Here is a 17,881-nt window from a genome sequence, read left to right on the forward strand (position 1 = left end):
GTCATTTGCTGGAGGGCGTTTTAGTCTTACTGTGTCGTAGCGTTGAAATCCAACGCGAAATTGGACCGCGCGCCGCAATTAACAAGGCACTTACCCCTATAACACCAATGACGGGGGCATTGTTCTTCGCAATTTGAACTGTCCCGTCTGCGATCTGTTTGGCCTGTGTGGTTTGCCGTTCGACGAACCGTCGCAGTTGATTACGTGGGTCAAGGATGTCACGCGTGGCGGCTAAGCTGCTCTTGAGCTTACGCCGTAAATACCGCCGCTCAGCATTGGACAAAATCACGCTTTGCCGGTCGGTGGCATCGGGTTCTTCAGGTAATATCGTCGACATTTTTCGGCATTTCCGGGAAGTAAACTTTCCGCATCCATCTTCGGGCAAATGCAGCAAAAACGATACCGATGGTCACAAAGCTTATAGTGACGAGCAAAGTTGCCGCCAATGGGCCAATTAACGGCGAAAGAGTAAGGACCAACCCAAGTACCAGCGCAATCGATGCCCCACTAAATGCGAATGCCGCGACTGCTCCATAGCGAAATGACCAGCGGAATACGTGGCGTGTGTAATCAAGCCGCGACCGATGATAACGCATTTCTGCCTTCACCATCGCACGCAGGTCCTCTATCACCAACGCAATCTGTTCACTCGCGCTTGGTTCAATCGGTGGCGCTAGTTCTTCCAACGCTTCCACCTGTGGTTCTTCAATCTTCATCATGCCCGCTTATCGGACATTGGCAGCATTTTGCAATGCTGCCTGTGTTACTAATCAAGAGTCTTTCCCACCCGAACGGACTAGCCTTGCTAGTACAAAGCCGATTGCGGCGGCTGCACCAATAGCGACGGCAGGGCTTTTGCGGACAAATTGCCGTGCATCTTCGGCTAACACATCGACATCCTTGGCGTTCATCTTGCCAGCGAAGCCTTCAACCATATCGGCTGCGCTGCGCGCATAGTCGCCATATTGCTTGCCGACATTATCGTCTATGGTGCCAGCGCTATCGCGAATAAGTTTGCTGATGCTGCCAACTGCCTCGGTGGCACGATCCTTGCCCTTGGTGGCTGCCGCGCGGACGGTGTCGGTGGCTTGGGCCTTAAAGTCGTTCATGTTGGATTTGACTTTTGATTTTGTATTATCAGTCGTGCCCTTGCTAGGTTGTGCCTTAGCTACAGCCCTTGGTGCCGCCGGCTTGGCCTTGGCAGGCTTGGAGGTTGGCTTTGCGGCAGGCCTTACTGCTGCTGGCTTAGGGGCGGCTGCGGGCTTTTTGGTCTCGGCCATAAGAATGACTCCTTTTATACAACTGGGGGCGAAAGAAATTGTCTTGCTACACATCAATATTTGTACTGCGGGTGCCTTAGTCAACTATAGCACCGCAAATTTAGTTTTAAAATCGATATGATCGGTGCGTCGTTGCCAAATCCCAATCACAAGGATAGACGCGCTGACATAATCCCTCACACGCACGAACGGACCCTAGTTATGACAGCTATCATCGATATTCACGCACGCCAGATCCTTGACAGCCGAGGAAATCCGACGGTTGAAGTCGATGTTGTACTGGAGGACGGCAGCTTCGGCCGTGCTGCCGTGCCATCTGGTGCATCGACAGGCGCTTACGAAGCCGTTGAAAAGCGCGATGGCGACATTTCCAAATATATGGGCAAGGGCGTGCTTCACGCGATTGAGGCGGTTAACGGTCCCATATTTGAGGCGCTTGTTGAACTGGATGCGGAAGAGCAGGAGAATATCGATGCGGTCATGATTGATCTTGATGGCACCGATAATAAATCGAATTTGGGCGCAAATGCGATACTGGGCGTTAGCCTTGCGGTCGCGAAAGCGGCTGCTGACGCACGCGGGCTTCCGCTGTATCGCTATGTGGGCGGCGTCAATGCGCATCTCCTGCCAGTGCCGATGATGAATATCATCAATGGCGGGGAGCATGCCGACAACCCAATTGATTTTCAGGAATTCATGGTCATGCCCGTCGGCGCAGGCTCCATTGCAGAAGCTGTTCGCTGGGGTTCCGAAATATTCCATACGTTGAAGAAGGGCCTGCATGAGAAGGGACTGGCAACCTCGGTAGGCGACGAAGGTGGTTTTGCTCCTAATTTGGCATCAACCCGGGATGCGTTGGATTTCATCATGGCATCGGTTGAAAAGGCTGGGTTCAAGACAGGCGAAGATGTCGTTTTGGCTCTGGACTGTGCCGCGACCGAATTCTTTCGCAATGGCAAATATGAAATATCGGGTGAGGGGCTCTCGCTTACGCCGCATGAAATGGCCGACTATCTCGCGGCCTTGTGCAAGGATTATCCGATTCTTTCGATTGAAGATGGCATGAGCGAAGATGATTTTGAGGGTTGGAAAGCGATCACCGACAAAATCGGACAAGAGGTACAATTGGTGGGTGATGATTTGTTCGTCACTAATCCGGAACGCCTGTCGATGGGTATTGGCAAGGGGCTTGCAAATTCCTTGCTCGTTAAAGTCAATCAGATCGGTACTTTGACGGAAACATTGGCGGCGGTTTCTATGGCGCACCGTGCGTCCTACACAGCCGTTATGTCGCATCGTTCGGGCGAGACAGAGGACGCAACGATTGCCGACCTAGCCGTGGCAACAAATTGCGGTCAGATTAAAACGGGAAGCCTCGCGCGTTCCGACCGGTTGGCAAAATATAACCAGCTCATCCGCATTGAAGAGGAGCTCGGTGCATCTGCGATATATGCTGGTCGGGCTATATTCCGCTGACCGCGATATCCTTGCCAAATCTTGTAAAATATGATTCAGTTTGAAAATGGTCAGAGGCGCTAAAAAACCGGAATACATGATGTTAGTCGTCGGGCCGACCCTGGGCCTTTTGGCTCTACTCGGTATCGCATCTTATGCTTTGCTCGGCCCGACGGGTATCATCGCATGGACAGACTATCGCGCGGCTTTGAGCGAACGCAAGATTGAATTGGCAAAGTTACAGAAAGAACGGGACGCTTTGCGTAACCGGCAACTTCTTCTGGACCGAGACAATGTAGACCCGGATCTTGCAGGTGAACTTATGCGCAAAGAGTTGAACGTTGTTGCCCCTGACGAGGTTGTTGTTCCGCTTAAGTAAAGCACTGGCCGAAAGATGAATAGCTATGCAGTGCTTTTCGTCACGGAAAAGCGCTTTTCAGCTTTGCCGAATTTGGGTAGGCGCCATTCAACGCGCATATAAAAATTCCACCAAAGGAAATGATTTTGGCCACCACCCCAGAGAAAAAATCTGCTTCCAAGAAGTCAAGCGTCAGCGAAGACGCCACACGCGCCAATCGGGAGCGTCCCACCGAACCGGTGCCGTATAAAGCGACCAAAGAAGAACTTTTAAAGTTCTACCGCGACATGCTGCTAATCCGACGGTTTGAGGAGAAGGCGGGGCAGTTGTATGGTCTGGGTCTGATAGGTGGCTTTTGCCATTTGTATATCGGGCAAGAAGCCGTTGCGATTGGACTTCAATCTGCTCTGACACCGGGTAAGGATAGCGTAATTACCGGGTATCGGGACCATGGCCATATGCTGGCTTATGGTATTGATCCAAATATCATCATGGCCGAACTGACGGGCCGTGCCGCGGGCATATCAAAGGGCAAGGGCGGGTCGATGCACATGTTTTCGACCGAGCATAAATTTTACGGCGGGCATGGTATTGTTGGCGCGCAGGTATCGCTCGGCGCTGGCCTCGCTTTCGGGCACAAATATGCGAACGATGGTGGCGTGTGTCTGGCCTATTTTGGCGACGGCGCATCCAATCAGGGGCAAGTATATGAGAGCTTCAACATGGCGGAGCTTTGGAAACTGCCTATCATTTTCGTGATTGAAAATAACCAATATGCCATGGGCACAAGCGTCAACCGCGCATCTTCCGAAGACCAGCTTTACCGCCGCGGAGAAAGCTTCCGCATTCCCGGAATTCAGGTCGATGGCATGGATGTGCTCGCTGTACGCGGTGCGGCAGAAGTCGCGCTGGACTGGGTGCGCAGCGATAAGGGACCTGTATTGTTGGAAATGAAAACCTACCGTTATCGGGGGCATTCCATGTCCGACCCTGCTAAGTACCGTAGCCGTGATGAGGTCCAGTCGGTCCGCGACAACAGTGACCCGATTGAAGGTTGCAAGGCCTATCTCGCGGAAATGGGAGTAAGCGAAGACACGCTTAAAGTGATTGAAAAAGAGATCCGTAAAATTGTGAATGAGTCGACCGATTTTGCCGAAACATCGCAAGAGCCTGATCTTTCCGAGCTATATACTGACGTACTGGTGGAGCAATATTGATGGCAATCGAACTGAAGATGCCCGCGCTTTCACCAACTATGGAAGAAGGCACCCTCGCTAAATGGCTTGTCAAGGAAGGTGATCATGTCAAATCTGGCGATATTCTGGCTGAGATCGAAACCGACAAGGCGACGATGGAATTTGAAGCCGTCGATGAAGGTGTGATTTCGTCTATTGCGGTTGCCGAAGGGACCGATGGCGTCAAGGTGGGTACTGTGATTGCGTTGATTACAGGTGAGGGGGAGGAATCTGTGCCTATGCCTTCACCCAAACCAGTAGCGCCGCACCCGGTTGAGACAAAGGCACCGAATGCACCAAATACCATCGTGCCGGAAACTAAGCCTAATCCGTCCATCTCTGTCGCCGCAAACGGCGCGATGCAAACTGTCACCTTACGCGAAGCTTTACGCGATGCGATGGCCGAGGAAATGCGCCGCGATGACCGCGTGTTTGTTATGGGTGAGGAAGTCGCCGAGTATCAAGGTGCCTATAAGGTCACACAGGGCCTGCTAGACGAATTCGGCGCACGCCGGGTCATCGATACGCCGATAACGGAATATGGATTTGCTGGCGTTGGTACCGGGGCCGCAATGGGCGGCTTACGACCCATCATCGAATTCATGACCTTTAACTTTGCCATGCAGGCAATTGACCATATCATCAACTCGGCAGCCAAGACGAACTACATGTCCGGCGGTCAAATGCGATGCCCAATTGTGTTCCGTGGTCCCAATGGTGCCGCGGCGCGCGTTGGCGCACAGCACAGCCAGAATTATGCGCCATGGTATGCCAGCGTGCCCGGTCTCATTGTGATTGCGCCTTATGACGCTGCCGATGCCAAAGGTCTGTTGAAAGCAGCCATCCGTTGCGAGGACCCTGTCGTATTTCTCGAAAACGAGTTACTGTATGGCCGCAGCTACGAAGTTCCCGTGGGCGACGATCATGTTCTGCCTATCGGCAAAGCGCGTATCATGCGTGAAGGAACCGACGTAACCATTATTAGCTACTCCATCGGCGTTGGCCTTTCGTTGGAGGCGGCGGATAGGCTGGACGAAGACGGAATTAGCGCCGAGGTCATTGACCTGCGCACCATTCGTCCCCTCGACAAGGCGACGGTTTTGGCGAGCCTTGCAAAAACCAATCGCTTGGTCGTTGCCGAAGAGGGCTGGCCAACCTGTTCGGTTGGTAGCGAAATTCTGGCGATATGTATGGAAGAAGGCTTCGACGATTTGGACGCACCCGTTTTGCGGATCACGAACGAAGACGTTCCGATGCCTTATGCTGCAAATCTGGAGAAGGCGATGCTTGTGAATGCGGACAAGATTGTGGCTGGCGTTCGACGAATACTCTGGGTCTAGTCCGGCTGTGTCCATATTGTCGCGGCGCTGGTTATTGGAAGCCGGTCATAGCTTTGCCTTACAAAAAGTGCGCACATGACTATGAACGCTGTTTTGGATTTGGATCCACCCGCCCGGCTAGCAATTGCCTATGCGCGGTCAGACGTTCGGTCTGCATTTGCGCTGCTTCTGCAAATTGACAATCGTTTTGCCGATATATTGCGCAATGCGCGCGAGCCGATGATCGCGCAAATCAAAATGGCGTGGTGGCGTGAAGCTTTTGCAAGCGCAGTTGAGGCGCGGCCGAAGGGGGAGTCATTGCTGCAGGCGCTCAATGAAGCGGGGGACCGTATTCAGCTAAGCGCATTGGAGGCGTTGGCTTCGGCGTGGGAGCATCTGTTGGGCAATGAGCAGTTCAGCCAAGAGCTCATCGACACCCATGCCGAGTTGCGCGCTGAAGCGATTTTTGTGACCTATGCGGGTTGGATAGGTTGTGCGCAGGATTTGCGACCTATTGGACGGAATTGGGCGATTGAAGCCTTGCGCATTGCGTTTCCCGAACGCGTTGCAGACTGCACTATGCCATCTACACCGTTGCCAAAGACGCGGGCCTTACGTCCATTGTCTATTTTGACAATGTCGGTGCGGACGGGATCAGGTCTCAGGTTAATTTTACATGCATTAACAGGTATCTAGGTATACGATTTGCTCGGGAGGCATCCACAAGGAGGCGATTGCAATGCAGCGTATGTTAATTGGCGGCGTTGCTGCCTTACTGATGGCGTGCGGCGGATTATTGGTCTGGCAAAGCATGGCTAATCAACCGTCGCTGATTCCTGCGCCGCCACCGCCCACAGTCCTGTCCGACAAGCTGCCTGAAGCCGCGGGTGATGCGCCTGCCTTTGGCCCCGCGCCACCTACGCCGCCCGAGGCACCTAAAGCCAGTCGCGAAGAAATGCGGTTCAACCGCTATGACCGCAATAGGGACGAACTCGTATCGCGGCTCGAAATGATGGGTAGCCGAACAAAGGCGTTTAAGGCGCTTGATGCCGATGGCAATAATTTGCTGACGTTTGAGGAATGGGCCGCCGCAACGGGGCAGCGCTTTGCGAGTGCCGATGGTAACAAAGATCTGCTTCTGACGCGCAAGGAGTTCGTCCGGACTCGGCCCAAGGCACCCCCAAAGCAGGGATGTCGTTGTTAGGCTGCGATGGCTTGGCTCGCTATCCAACTGTTTAAATCTGTCCGCGCCCTGCCGGTCATCGCTGCTTTGCGCGATTTCTTATGCACTTTTTCATCCAACGGGGCGAATAGGCCAAAATTGATGTTCATCGGCTGATAATCCTCGGCCAGCGCGTCGCCCGTGATATGGCCAAGCAATGCGCCAAGCGCTGTAGTCGATGGTGGCGCCGTAACATTACGTCCAGCCAATTCCGCGGCTGTCATAATGCCTGCCATCAAACCAACTGCGCTGCTCTCCACATAGCCTTCGCAGCCGGTGATTTGCCCCGCAAAGCGGATATGCGGCGCAGATTTTAACCGAAGCTGACGGTCCAACAATATGGGCGAGCGGATGAAGGTGTTGCGGTGTAGCCCGCCAAGCCGCGCAAACTCCGCCTTTTCGAGGCCCGGTATAGTGCGGAGCAGTTCTACCTGTGCACCATGCTTCATCTTTGTTTGAAAGCCGACCATGTTCCACAGCGTGCCTTGCTTGTTATCCTGCCGCAATTGCACGACAGCATGCGCCCAACGGCCCGTTTTGGGGTTGTCGAGACCAACAGGCTTCATAGGGCCAAAGCGCAGCGTGTCTAATCCACGCGATGCCATAACCTCAATCGGCATGCAGCCTTCGAAATAGGGCGTGTTGGTTTCCCATTCCTTGAACTCCGCTTTATCCGAGTCCAGCAAACCTTGATGAAAGGCACGATATTGCGCCTCATCCATCGGACAGTTGATATAATCCTTGCCATCGCCCTTGTCCCAGCGAGAGGCATACCATGCAATGTCCATGTCAATGCTGTCATGATAGACAATGGGTGCAATTGCATCGAAGAAAGCCAAGCGGTCCTCACCGGTTTTCGCCATGATGCTTTCGGCGAGATTTGTCGCCGTCAGTGGACCAGTGGCGATAATCACGGGCCGATCGGACGGAATGACGTCCACACGCTCACGCACGATTTCGATATTGCCGTTGTTCTCAAGATGCTTTGTGACGGTTTCAGAAAACACATCGCGATCGACGGCCAGGGCGGAGCCCGCTGGCACCTTGGCCACTTCAGCCGCCTGCATGATTAGTGAGCCCAGATCACGCATTTCCTGATGCAACAGGCCAACGGCATTATTTTCGGCGTCATCTGACCGGAAACTGTTGGAGCATACCAGTTCAGCCAAGCCATCGGTTTGATGGGCCGGCGTCATGTCCCCTGATCCACGCATTTCCGACAGCCGCACACGGACACCGCGCTGCGCCAATTGCCACGCGGCTTCGCAGCCCGCGAGGCCGCCACCGATAATCTGTACATCATAATTTTTGATCATGATGGCGCGGCTATCAAAAATCTTTGGCGCTGCACAGGCCAAAGCGCCAAGATGGGCTATGGGATTTACACCTAACTCTTCAGGCGACGGGACGATCTTGCGGCCATTACTGGTTCCGCCGACCTCTGACGCCCACAAATATAGTCGTGGGCACGCGATGGTGTGGAGCGGTCCGGTCCTGCATACGGGCGCGTCTAGGCTCACTGCGCAGGCAGCATTGTCTGTGGGGGCTGGTTTGGTAACTCTTATAGGCGAAAGGCCTGCGCTGTCTGAACACGCCGCGCATGTTACCTCAATCATGTTGCGCGAAGCGGATATGTCCTTAGCCTGTGTCGATGATCGCGTTACTGCCTTTGCCATTGGTCCGGGGGCAGGGGCATCGGTTGGGCAGGCCGTCCTCAATGTTCTGAGCCTCAATATCCCCACTATACTCGATGCGGACGCGCTGACCGCCTTTGAAGGCGACCCCGCCACTTTGTTCGGTGCAACGGGGTCGACGGACGTTATGACGCCGCATATTGGAGAGTTCCGCCGCCTTTTCCAAAATATAACGATCGATAATCGTGCGGAGGCCGTGCGCCGAGCAGCCGATCGCGCGCAATGCGTTGTGCTTCTTAAGGGGTCAGAAACATGGATAGCTGCACCCGACGGACGTATTTTGGTGAACCGCCATGCGTCGCCTTGGTTGGCAACTGCTGGATCGGGTGATGTGCTCACCGGACTCATTTGTGGGTTGATGGCGCAGGGGGTGACGGCGTTTGACGCGGCCAGCATGGGTGCGTGGCTGCACGGCGATGTTGGTGTGCGCGGTGGACCAGGGCTAACCGCGGACAATATGATTGCTCATATTCCGCTTGTTTTGCGCGGGTGTTTGCACGATGCACAGGAACATGGCTGAGGATCTCGCACATAAACGCCCTTATTTGCTCGGTAGCTTGATTGCCGGAATAAGCTTTCCTGCGACATGGTTGTTTCTACCGATTGATGGCGGGTTATACGCCATTATCTGGAAAATGGCGGCCGTCGGACTGCTGGTGCCATTTGCGTTGCGCCGTCACCATCAGGGCGAATTTATCCTGTTGGCTATAATGCTTGCATTTTATGCACTAGGGGACGGGTTGATTGAACTCGGCATGGTTGCAGGTGCCTTGGCATTTGCCGCCGGACATTTGGTGGCCTTGTTTATCTATTTCCGTCACCGGCGCGTCAAACCGGCATTCATTCAAAAGTTGCTTGCCGCGATAATATTCTTGGCCTCGCCCGTCATTGCATTTTTTCTTCCGCCTACCCAAGACGAGGGCATTCAGGTAGCTGCTTACAGCGTCATTCTCGCTGCTATGGCGGCCATGGCATGGAGCAGCAATTTTCCGCGTTACCGAGTCGGTTTGGGCGCGGTATTGTTTGTAGTTTCAGACATGCTGATCTTCGCAGAGCTTGGTCCGCTCTCGGGATCCACCATGACGGGCATCGCCATCTGGTATCTTTACTATTTCGGTGTGCTCATGATTACGGTAGGCGTAGCGCAGACATTGGTTAAGCGCGGACATTTTGCCGATGGTGAAGAGCGCGACTAAATTGGCAAGGTCACCCTACCTGACATCAACCTGAACTTGTTTCAGGGTTACGAAGCATCGATCAAAGATGACGGTGTCTTTGTTTACTCCGCTATCGGCGTATCTGTAACCGCGCCGTCGCCTTCGACACCGCTCTCAATGGAGATATCGGCGTCGTCCTCATCGCTTTCGTCAATCTTGGCCGCGCCAACCACATGTTCGTTGTCACCGACATTGAACAAGCGCACGCCTGCCGTTCCGCGACCCAAAACGCGCAAGCTGTCGAGCGGCATGCGGATCAACTTTGCCTGATCGGTGACGAGCATCAACTGGTCGCCCTTCGTTGCGGGGAAGCTGGCCACGACCGGACCGTTACGCTCAATATTGTCGATATTTGTGATGCCTTGGCCGCCACGACCTGTGCGGCGATAGGCGTAGGCAGATGACAGTTTGCCATAGCCATTGGCGCAAACGGTCAGAATGAACTGTTCGCGCTCCGACATTTCCGTGATGCGTTCGGCAGAGATGGTTGGCTCGCCCTCCTTCTCCGGCTTCCAAGGGGCAAAGCGCAGATAATCCTCGCGCTCCTCTGGCAACGTACCGACGCGCTTGAGGATTGATAACGACATAACCTCGTCGCCTTTTGCCAATTTCATGGCGCGTACGCCAGTCGACGCGCGGCTTTGGAATTCACGGATGTCGTCGGCAGCAAAGCGGATCGCTTTACCATAGCGGCTCGCGAGCAAGACATCGTCCTCGGCGCTTAACAGTTCCACGCCAATCAACTTATCGTCGGCATCTTCGCCTTCAAACTTCATCGCGATTTTGCCATTGCTTGGGACATTGGCAAAAGCGTCCATGCTGTTGCGGCGGGCATAACCCTTGGATGTCGCAAATACGACGCTGAGGCCGCCCCATTCAGCCTCATCTTCCGGCAAGGTCAAAACGTTGGAAATGACTTCGCCTTCGCCCAATGGTAGCAAGTTGACCATGGGCCGACCGCGCGTTGACGGGCCGCCTTCGGGCAACTTCCACACCTTCAGGCGATAAACTTTACCGATGTTGGAGAAAAACAATACAGGCGTATGTGTACTGGTGACGAACAATTCGGTAACGGCGTCCTCATCTTTGGTCGCCATACCCGCGCGGCCCTTGCCACCACGGTTTTGTGCACGGAATGTCGCCAAAGCGGTACGTTTGATGTAACCGCCATGGGTCACGGTGACGACCATTTCCTCACGCTCCATAAGGTCTTCATCGTCTAGGCCATCCCAACTTGCGGTGATTTCGCAAAGCCGCGGGGTGGAAAATTCGGTGTCGATCGCGACCAGTTCTTCGCGCAGCACGGCATACAGCTTTACCCGGTCGCCCAAAATTGCGAGATACTCCGCGATACTTTCCGCAAGTGCTTGAAGTTCTTTGCCAATTTCGTCACGGCCAAGAGCGGTCAGGCGATGTAGGCGCAATTCAAGAATGGCGCGGACCTGCAACTCCGACAATTGGTAGCTGTCGCCGCTAATCTCGGTTTCGACGGCTTCCACCAATTTGATGTAGGACGCGATTTCGGCGATAGGCCATTTGCGCGCAATCAATGCTGCGCGCGCTTCTGCGGGGCTGGCGGAACCACGGATGATCCGCACGACTTCGTCCAAATTGGTGACCGCGACAACAAGGCCAAGCAACAAATGCGCGCGTTCGCGGGCCTTGTTCAGTTCAAACTTCGTCCGACGGGTAATCACCTCTTCACGGAAACGAATGAAGGATTCGATGATGTCGCGCAGGTTCAGGACTTCGGGGCGGCCGCCACGAATGGCGAGCATATTGGCAGGGAAGCTCGATTGCGCCTGCGTGTGGCGCCACAATTGGTTAAGGACGACGTCGGTTGTCGCATCGCGCTTCAGATCGATGACGATGCGCACCCCCTTGCGGCTCGATTCATCGCGAATATCAGACACGCCCTCAATCCGCTTGTCCTTCGCGGCTTCGGCGATTTTCTCAACAAGTGCGGATTTACCGACCTGAAATGGAATGCTGGTGAGGACGATGGAGCGGCGGTCGCCTTTCCCTTCCTCAATTTCATGCCGCGCGCGCTGCATGATGGAGCCCTTGCCCTCACGATAAGCCGCGCGTGCGCCGCCAGTGCCGAGTATGAGCGGGCCAGTTGGAAAATCGGGGGCAGGGACGATTTCGATCAGTTCATCAATCGTAATTGCGGGATTGTCGATATAGGCCAAGCATGCCTTGATCACTTCGCCCAGATTATGCGGCGGGATGTTGGTCGCCATGCCAACGGCGATACCGCCCGCGCCATTGACCAACAGGTTCGGAAAACGCGCAGGCAAAACCTGGGGTTCTTCACGGCTGCCGTCATAATTGGGTTGGAAATCAACCGTGTCCTTGTCGAGATCATCCAAAAGTGCGTTGGCGACCTTGTTCAACCGCGCCTCAGTATAGCGCATCGAGGCTGGTGGATCTGGGTCCATCGAACCGAAGTTACCCTGACCATCGATCAATGGCACGCGCATCGACCAATCTTGGGTCATACGCGCCAGCGCATCGTAAATCGCGCTGTCGCCATGCGGGTGATAGTTACCCATCACATCGCCTACGATTTTCGCCGATTTGCGATAGGGGCGCCCTGCCACAAAGCCACCTTCTTGACTGGCGAACAAAATCCGGCGGTGAACGGGCTTTAAACCGTCGCGCACATCGGGAAGGGCGCGCGATACAATGACCGACATTGCATAGTCGAGATAGCTCGACTTCATTTCATCGACAATGTCGACAGGTGAAATGTCCGATGGGTCCAAGGTAACTGTGTCGTCGGTCACGCCGCGATAATCCTTATATTTATAATAACCAAACCCTAGACCCAATGGGCCTAAATGGCCACATGCGACTGCCCCAATTGCGCATTTTTCACCAGCTTATCCACAGATTCACACCTTGGTGGCACTTAGGGCGCGACCAAGCTTCCGTCATAGGCAAAAATTTGCCCGCTTTGCTCTGGTTTCAGGCCATGAAGCACATTGAGCATGTCTCCAGCTGCGCGGGCGGGGGTAAAGCGTTCATGCGCAGGATTGCCCTTGAACGGAGCGCTGAGCGCCGTCTCGACGGTGCCGGGATGTAGGCCGACAACAACGGATTGCGGATTTTTGCGCTGCCATTCGATGGCGATGTTGCGAATGAGCATATTGAGCGCGGATTTTGATGAACGATAGCTGTGCCAACCACCCAAGCGATTGTCGGAGATGCTGCCCACCCGCGCCGACAAGGCCGCAAAGCAGATCGGGCCTTGCTTGGCCATGATCGGCAGGAAATATTTAGCGACAAGTGCAGGTCCGACTGCGTTAATGCGGAAGTTTTCCATCATCCAGTCAGGATCTAGCTCGCGAAGGCTCTTCTCTGGGCCTTTACGCGCAGAATGCAGCAGTCCGGTCGCCACAATGACTAGGCTTATGGGCGGATATGTACCCGATAGAGAATCGGCGGCAGCCGCAATGCTTGCCTCGTCCAATATATCCAGGGGGTGGGCGCTTTCACGATGAAGTCGGATAACCCGCGCATAATTTGGATCTTGTTCCAATGCATTTGCAAGCGCCGCGCCAATTCCACCACGCGCTCCAATGATTACTACACTGCGTTCACCCACTTGTTTTTTGCTCCGGTTCCTTCAACGGGAAAATCTGCAATCGCGCTATGGTAATTGCACAGACGATATCAAGGTCCTATAAACCAAGCTTTAGAAGGCCCAAGGCTTATTAATTTGCGGAGAGTTACATGAAACTAGTTTCAAAATTTGCCCTCGCTTTGTCGTTGGTTGCGGTTTCAGCCGCACCTGCCGCGTATGCGCAGTCCAATGAAAAGCCCAAGAAGGAAAAAAATGGTAAGGAAGCGGCTGCCGCTCCCAAGAGAAATTATTCAAAACCTTTTATCGCGGCTTATATGCCTGTGTCGGATTTGTTGAACAAAGCAAAGAATGCCGAAGCCGCTAAGGCAGAATTTCCAAAGGTCGTTGCCGCCATTGGCAATGATGATGACCGTTATGAAGCCGGCATATTGGCCATAAACATCGGCGCGCCGTTGAAGGATCTGGCGTTTCAGGAGCAGGGCATCGATTTGTTGATTGCATCGGCTACCACCCCTGCCGATTTGAAGAAAGAATATACGTTCCGCAAGGGCGCTATTGCATATGATGGTAAGCGATTTGCGGATGCCGAAAAACATATGATCGACGCCTATAATCTAGGGCATCGCGCCAACAATATCGAATTCCTCATTTCCAACGCCATGTCGCAACAGAACAAAGATGCAGGCGCGGTCGCGTGGATTGGCAAGGCGATTGAGAGCAGCAAGACGACGGGTGTAGTGAACAAGACCTATCTCGTGCGTGCCGCCATCCTTTCGGCCAAGGCCAAGAATTACGAAGGCGCGGCCAATTTTTACAAAGATCTGATCGTAGCGGAGAATAACCCGGATTATTGGCATGATGCGCTTGCTTTTTTTGATCGCTCGCGTGACTTCAATCCAGAAGAAACGCTCGATATCATGCGCTTAATGCGCGCCACCGACGGTATTCGCTTTCAACAGGAATATGCGGCATATCTCGATAGCCTCAGCTATATTGGTGTGCGTTACCCGGCCGAAGCCGTTTCTGTGCTGGACGAAGGTTTCACCAAGGGGTTAATTTCGCGCAACAATGTGACGTTTAGCGAGCGGTATAACGAAGCGAAGGCGCGCCTTGCAGAAGACACACGCACACTGGCTGGCACAGTTGCACCTGCAAAGGCCAGTCCAAAAGGTATGTTGGCTTCGCTGACCGGAGACTCCTTCTTCTCGCATAAGGATTACAAGACCGCGAAGGAACTGTATGAATCGGCGTTGAGCAAGGCACCTGTTGTGGACAAGGATGGCGGCGACCAGACAGACCGCACGCGTTTTCGCCTTGCGATGTCAAAGACGATGCTTGGCGATTATGCGGGCGCGAAGGCCGACTTTGGGATGATCACCGGCGCAAACAGAAAGGCAATGGCCGAATATTGGTTAATGTTTATTAACCATAAGGCAAATGCCGTGGTCACGCCGGTGGCGGCGGCGCAAACTACCTAAGTTTCAGTAAAAAAGTTAAAAAAGGGCCCGCGCAATCGGGTCCTTTTTTATACCTGGGAAATAGGGACGCCGGGTTCATCTTTGGCCGTGCGGATCGTCAATGATGTTTTGACGCTGCTCACATTGGGTGCGGATGTCAGTTTCGAGGTCAGAAATTCCTGAAATGACTGAAGGTCGCGCGCTACAATCTTCAGAATAAAGTCAATTTCGCCATTGAGCATGTGGCACTCACGCACATCGGGTAATGCCCGGACATGGTGTTCAAACGCTTTTAGATCATCCTCAGCCTGGCTTTTCAGACTAACCATGGCAAAAACGGTAATGGTGAAGCCCAACGCGCTGGCGTCTACATCGGCATGGTAGGATTTAATCGTACCCGATTGTTCGAGCGCACGCATACGGCGTAAACAAGGCGGTGCGGTAAGGCCGACCTTGGTGGCGAGTTCCACATTGGTTATGCGACCGTCAGCCTGCAATTCAGCCAAAAGCTTCATATCTATCGCATCAAGGTTCGTATTAGCCATGATTTGGTAATTTCCATTTCTATTCTGCCCAATGCTTATAATATAATTATGCTGGTTTGCAATTGTCCCATGATCTCCCGCAAGCAATGGATACAAATATAGAGGCTGTAGCGCGCGGGAAGCTCGGAACTTTGACCGCCGTCTTGAAGCCTCGCTGCGGTTGGTACATTTTGGCGCTATGGTTTCCTTTTCAAATTTACCGCGTTTATGTCAGATAAAGGCTTGCGTATTCTCCTAAAGTTCGGCTATCGGCGCGCAGGTAGTTGGCGAGCCGGTTAGGGCCTGTAGCTCAGTTGGTTAGAGCTGGCCGCTCATAACGGCTAGGTCGGGGGTTCGAGTCCCTCCGGGCCCACCAGCATCGCACAGCGAAGTTGGCAGGCAGCCAGCCGCGAGGACATTGTTATACCAGTGATCCCATGTCGGGGAGTAGCGCAGCCTGGTAGCGCATCTGGTTTGGGACCAGAGGGTCGCAGGTTCGAATCCTGTCTCCCCGACCACTTTCTTACTGTGAACTTAAATTTCTCGGCTTTAACCGGTCATTCCACCGAACAGGACCGCATTTTTTGCCATTTGCTTACGCGGCGAGTGCTCCTGAATTCCCTGCCTTTGTAATACCGTCCACAAATTGGTTCGTGCATTTTTCCCAGCAAAATTGGGCCCCATAATGTGCAGCATCGGCCCGATCAAGCGCCAGCGCCGCGATAATTGCCTCTGCCAGATCGGGCTTAAGGCAGCCAATCGCTCGGTCTAACGTGCCATGCGGACCGCGACCCTCCGTCCCGATAATGTCCAATGGTCCCTGCACGGGATAGCCGGCCACCGGTACGCCAGTTGCCAGCGCCTCAAGCATGACAAGTCCAAAAGTATCGGTCTTGCTTGGAAATACAAAAACATCAGCAGAGGCATAAATGCTTGCCAATTCAGCGCCATGGCGAGTGCCTAGGAAGACGGCGTCGGGATAACGTGCTTGAAGATGCGCGCGCGCAGGACCGTCGCCGACAATGACCTTTGTTCCCGGAACATCGGCGTCAAGAAAGGCCTCTAAATTTTTTTCCACGGCCACGCGTCCGACTGACAACAAAATTGGCTTGGGTAGATGCTTTAGACTTGGATGATCGGCCTGATCTGGGTGGAATAGGGCATGATCAATTCCGCGCGACCAAAGCTGTGTTGGCTTAATGCCTCGGCTTTCCAGTTCGTCCCGCAGGCTTTGTGTCGCCGTTAGGACCGCGCGTGATCCGTTGTGGAATGTGCGCATAATGGGCCAGATGAAGTCCGGCGACAGCCGTGTGCGTGCGGCGACATATTCCGGAAACCGGGTATGAAAAGCCGTGGTGAAGGGAACATTATGCTTTATGCACCAAGCGCGTGCGCTCCAGCCAATGGGGCCTTCGGTTGAAATATGGACAATGTCGGGGCTAAATGTTCCCAGAGCCTTACGCACACCGAAGCGGGGTGCAAGCGCCAAACGGATTTCAGGATAACCGGGACAGGGAATGGTCATAAACCGGTCAGGTGCAACAACCTCGACCTCATGTTCGCGCGCTTTCAGGCGGCTTATTGTTTCTGTCAACGTGCGGACGACGCCGTTGACCTGCGGTGCCCAAGCGTCCGTCGCGATGGCCAGTCTCATGCTTCCGCTGCCACTCGTTGCGCGGCGCTATTGCGTACATGGGCTGCCCAGTCGATGATGGACATTGTACCATCCTTGGCTTCGGTCAACGCGGTGCAGCTTTCAACCCAATCACCGTCATTATAGTAAGTAATGGATCCAAATTGGCGGATTTCCGCGCAGTGAATATGACCGCATACTATACCTTCGACGCCGCGCTGCGATGCCTCACGCGCCACAACTTCTTCATATTGGCCAATATATTGGACTGCATTTTTAACACGTTTTTTGAGGTAAGACGAAAGCGACCAATATGGCATGTTGAACCTGCGCCGGACTGCATTGAGGACGATATTAGCCTTCAACAGTAATGTGTAAGCCTGATCACCCAAAAATGCGAGCCAGCGAGCATATAGGACAATACCATCAAAAGCGTCGCCATGCGTGACAAGCAAATTTCGCCCGTCAGCAGTGGTGTGAATTGCTTCCAACTGCACTTCAACGCCACCAAAGCTGAGGCCCGCATAATCGCGAAACATCTCGTCATGATTTCCAGGAATGTAGATGACACGGGTACCGCGATGCGCCATTTTCAACACCCGTCGAATGACCTCATTATGCTGGTCTGGCCAATACCAGCCCTTACGCAAGCGCCAACCGTCAACAATGTCTCCAACCAGATACAGCGTTTCGCACTCAACCGAATGAAGAAAATCGCTGAGCAATCCGGCCTGACATCCCGCCGTGCCAAGATGGACGTCCGATATCCAAACCGTGCGTAACTTCATCTTTGGCTGAAAGCTTCGCGGCTCAGGTTTGTCGAACCAGGTTGGCAGCTTTGGCGTTTTATTATCCGGCGCAAGGCGCGGCGCGTCAATCGTGACAGAATCGCTAAATG

General features: G+C 53.7%; 18 protein-coding genes and 2 tRNA genes. 11 read left to right on the forward strand and 9 right to left on the reverse strand.

Annotated elements, in window-relative coordinates; all coding sequences use genetic code 11:
- Position 1 precedes the first annotated feature (1 nt).
- From Q0O33_RS01290 to Q0O33_RS01300, 3 genes are read right to left on the reverse strand one after another with little or no spacing between them, the layout of a single operon-like run.
- Complete coding sequence (locus Q0O33_RS01290) at positions 2 to 337, reverse strand: hypothetical protein (protein WP_295495007.1); 336 nt, start codon at positions 335 to 337, stop codon at positions 2 to 4.
- Positions 318 to 719 (reverse strand): phage holin family protein, encoded by a 402-nt coding sequence (locus Q0O33_RS01295; RefSeq protein WP_295495010.1) that lies wholly within the window; start codon positions 717 to 719, stop codon positions 318 to 320. Before Q0O33_RS01295 ends, Q0O33_RS01290 begins: the two co-directional genes overlap by 20 nt.
- A gap of 51 nt (positions 720 to 770) precedes the next feature.
- Positions 771 to 1,280 carry a hypothetical protein gene (locus Q0O33_RS01300; RefSeq protein ID WP_295495013.1) on the reverse strand — a complete coding sequence of 170 codons (510 nt, stop codon included), beginning with the start codon at positions 1,278 to 1,280 and terminating at the stop codon, positions 771 to 773.
- A 201-nt stretch (positions 1,281 to 1,481) separates the two neighbouring features.
- Between Q0O33_RS01300 and eno the strand changes: the two genes are divergently transcribed.
- From eno to Q0O33_RS01330, 6 genes are all read left to right on the forward strand, one after another.
- Positions 1,482 to 2,756: a phosphopyruvate hydratase gene (eno, locus tag Q0O33_RS01305; protein ID WP_295495016.1), complete on the forward strand. Its 1,275-nt coding sequence runs from the start codon at positions 1,482 to 1,484 to the stop codon at positions 2,754 to 2,756.
- Positions 2,757 to 2,832: 76 nt separating this feature from the next.
- Positions 2,833 to 3,114, forward strand: a complete 282-nt coding sequence (locus tag Q0O33_RS01310) for a septum formation initiator family protein (protein WP_295495020.1) — start codon at positions 2,833 to 2,835, stop codon at positions 3,112 to 3,114.
- Positions 3,115 to 3,233: 119 nt separating this feature from the next.
- Positions 3,234 to 4,310 (forward strand): pyruvate dehydrogenase (acetyl-transferring) E1 component subunit alpha, encoded by a 1,077-nt coding sequence (gene pdhA / locus Q0O33_RS01315; protein WP_295495023.1) that lies wholly within the window; start codon positions 3,234 to 3,236, stop codon positions 4,308 to 4,310.
- Positions 4,310 to 5,668: a pyruvate dehydrogenase complex E1 component subunit beta gene (locus Q0O33_RS01320; protein ID WP_295495026.1), complete on the forward strand. Its 1,359-nt coding sequence runs from the start codon at positions 4,310 to 4,312 to the stop codon at positions 5,666 to 5,668. The genes pdhA and Q0O33_RS01320 overlap by 1 nt, the downstream gene beginning before the upstream one ends.
- A 75-nt stretch (positions 5,669 to 5,743) precedes the next feature.
- The gene (locus Q0O33_RS01325) at positions 5,744 to 6,343 is read left to right on the forward strand and encodes a hypothetical protein (protein WP_295495029.1); all 600 of its coding nucleotides are present in this window, start codon (positions 5,744 to 5,746) and stop codon (positions 6,341 to 6,343) included.
- A 43-nt stretch (positions 6,344 to 6,386) separates the two neighbouring features.
- A complete protein-coding gene (locus tag Q0O33_RS01330) occupies positions 6,387 to 6,851 on the forward strand; it encodes a hypothetical protein (RefSeq protein ID WP_295495033.1) in 465 nt (154 codons plus the stop codon).
- On the opposite strand, the gene trmFO is transcribed toward Q0O33_RS01330, so the two are convergent.
- Positions 6,848 to 8,185, reverse strand: a complete 1,338-nt coding sequence (gene trmFO, locus Q0O33_RS01335) for a methylenetetrahydrofolate--tRNA-(uracil(54)-C(5))-methyltransferase (FADH(2)-oxidizing) TrmFO (RefSeq protein ID WP_295495036.1) — start codon at positions 8,183 to 8,185, stop codon at positions 6,848 to 6,850. The two genes, Q0O33_RS01330 and trmFO, sit on opposite strands and share 4 nt — an antisense overlap.
- Positions 8,186 to 8,243: 58 nt before the next feature.
- On the opposite strand from trmFO, the gene Q0O33_RS01340 reads away from it, so the two are divergent.
- Together Q0O33_RS01340 and Q0O33_RS01345 are read left to right on the forward strand one after the other, a co-directional pair.
- Positions 8,244 to 9,083, forward strand: a complete 840-nt coding sequence (locus tag Q0O33_RS01340; protein WP_295495039.1) for an NAD(P)H-hydrate dehydratase — start codon at positions 8,244 to 8,246, stop codon at positions 9,081 to 9,083.
- On the forward strand, positions 9,076 to 9,759 hold the full coding sequence (locus Q0O33_RS01345) for a lysoplasmalogenase family protein (RefSeq protein WP_295495043.1): 684 nt from the start codon (positions 9,076 to 9,078) through the stop codon (positions 9,757 to 9,759). The genes Q0O33_RS01340 and Q0O33_RS01345 overlap by 8 nt, the downstream gene beginning before the upstream one ends.
- 83 nt (positions 9,760 to 9,842) lie before the next feature.
- Here Q0O33_RS01345 and gyrA read toward each other — a convergent pair whose 3' ends face one another.
- Together gyrA and Q0O33_RS01355 are read right to left on the reverse strand one after the other, a co-directional pair.
- Positions 9,843 to 12,569: a DNA gyrase subunit A gene (gyrA, locus tag Q0O33_RS01350; protein ID WP_295495046.1), complete on the reverse strand. Its 2,727-nt coding sequence runs from the start codon at positions 12,567 to 12,569 to the stop codon at positions 9,843 to 9,845.
- 125 nt (positions 12,570 to 12,694) lie between these two features.
- On the reverse strand, positions 12,695 to 13,390 hold the full coding sequence (locus Q0O33_RS01355; RefSeq protein ID WP_295495048.1) for an SDR family NAD(P)-dependent oxidoreductase: 696 nt from the start codon (positions 13,388 to 13,390) through the stop codon (positions 12,695 to 12,697).
- A 128-nt stretch (positions 13,391 to 13,518) separates the two neighbouring features.
- Between Q0O33_RS01355 and Q0O33_RS01360 the strand changes: the two genes are divergently transcribed.
- Positions 13,519 to 14,847 (forward strand): hypothetical protein, encoded by a 1,329-nt coding sequence (locus Q0O33_RS01360; protein WP_295495050.1) that lies wholly within the window; start codon positions 13,519 to 13,521, stop codon positions 14,845 to 14,847.
- A 47-nt stretch (positions 14,848 to 14,894) separates the two neighbouring features.
- Here the strand turns inward: Q0O33_RS01360 and Q0O33_RS01365 are convergent, their stop codons facing one another.
- Positions 14,895 to 15,371: an Lrp/AsnC family transcriptional regulator gene (locus Q0O33_RS01365; RefSeq protein WP_295495053.1), complete on the reverse strand. Its 477-nt coding sequence runs from the start codon at positions 15,369 to 15,371 to the stop codon at positions 14,895 to 14,897.
- Between the two features lie 278 nt (positions 15,372 to 15,649).
- Between Q0O33_RS01365 and Q0O33_RS01370 the strand changes: the two genes are divergently transcribed.
- A tRNA-Ile gene (locus Q0O33_RS01370) sits at positions 15,650 to 15,726 on the forward strand.
- Between the two features lie 65 nt (positions 15,727 to 15,791).
- Positions 15,792 to 15,868, forward strand: a tRNA-Pro gene (locus Q0O33_RS01375).
- 77 nt (positions 15,869 to 15,945) lie between these two features.
- Here Q0O33_RS01375 and Q0O33_RS01380 read toward each other — a convergent pair.
- Together Q0O33_RS01380 and Q0O33_RS01385 are read right to left on the reverse strand one after the other, a co-directional pair.
- Entirely contained in the window at positions 15,946 to 17,004 is a 1,059-nt protein-coding gene (locus tag Q0O33_RS01380; protein ID WP_295495056.1) for a glycosyltransferase family 1 protein, read from the reverse strand.
- On the reverse strand, positions 17,001 to 17,771 hold the full coding sequence (locus tag Q0O33_RS01385) for a UDP-2,3-diacylglucosamine diphosphatase (protein ID WP_295495326.1): 771 nt from the start codon (positions 17,769 to 17,771) through the stop codon (positions 17,001 to 17,003). The genes Q0O33_RS01380 and Q0O33_RS01385 overlap by 4 nt, the downstream gene beginning before the upstream one ends.
- Between the last annotated feature and the right edge of the window lie 110 nt (positions 17,772 to 17,881).

The sequence above is a fragment of the Sphingorhabdus sp. EL138 genome, from assembly GCF_945862485.1.
GTDB lineage: Bacteria > Pseudomonadota > Alphaproteobacteria > Sphingomonadales > Sphingomonadaceae > Sphingorhabdus_B.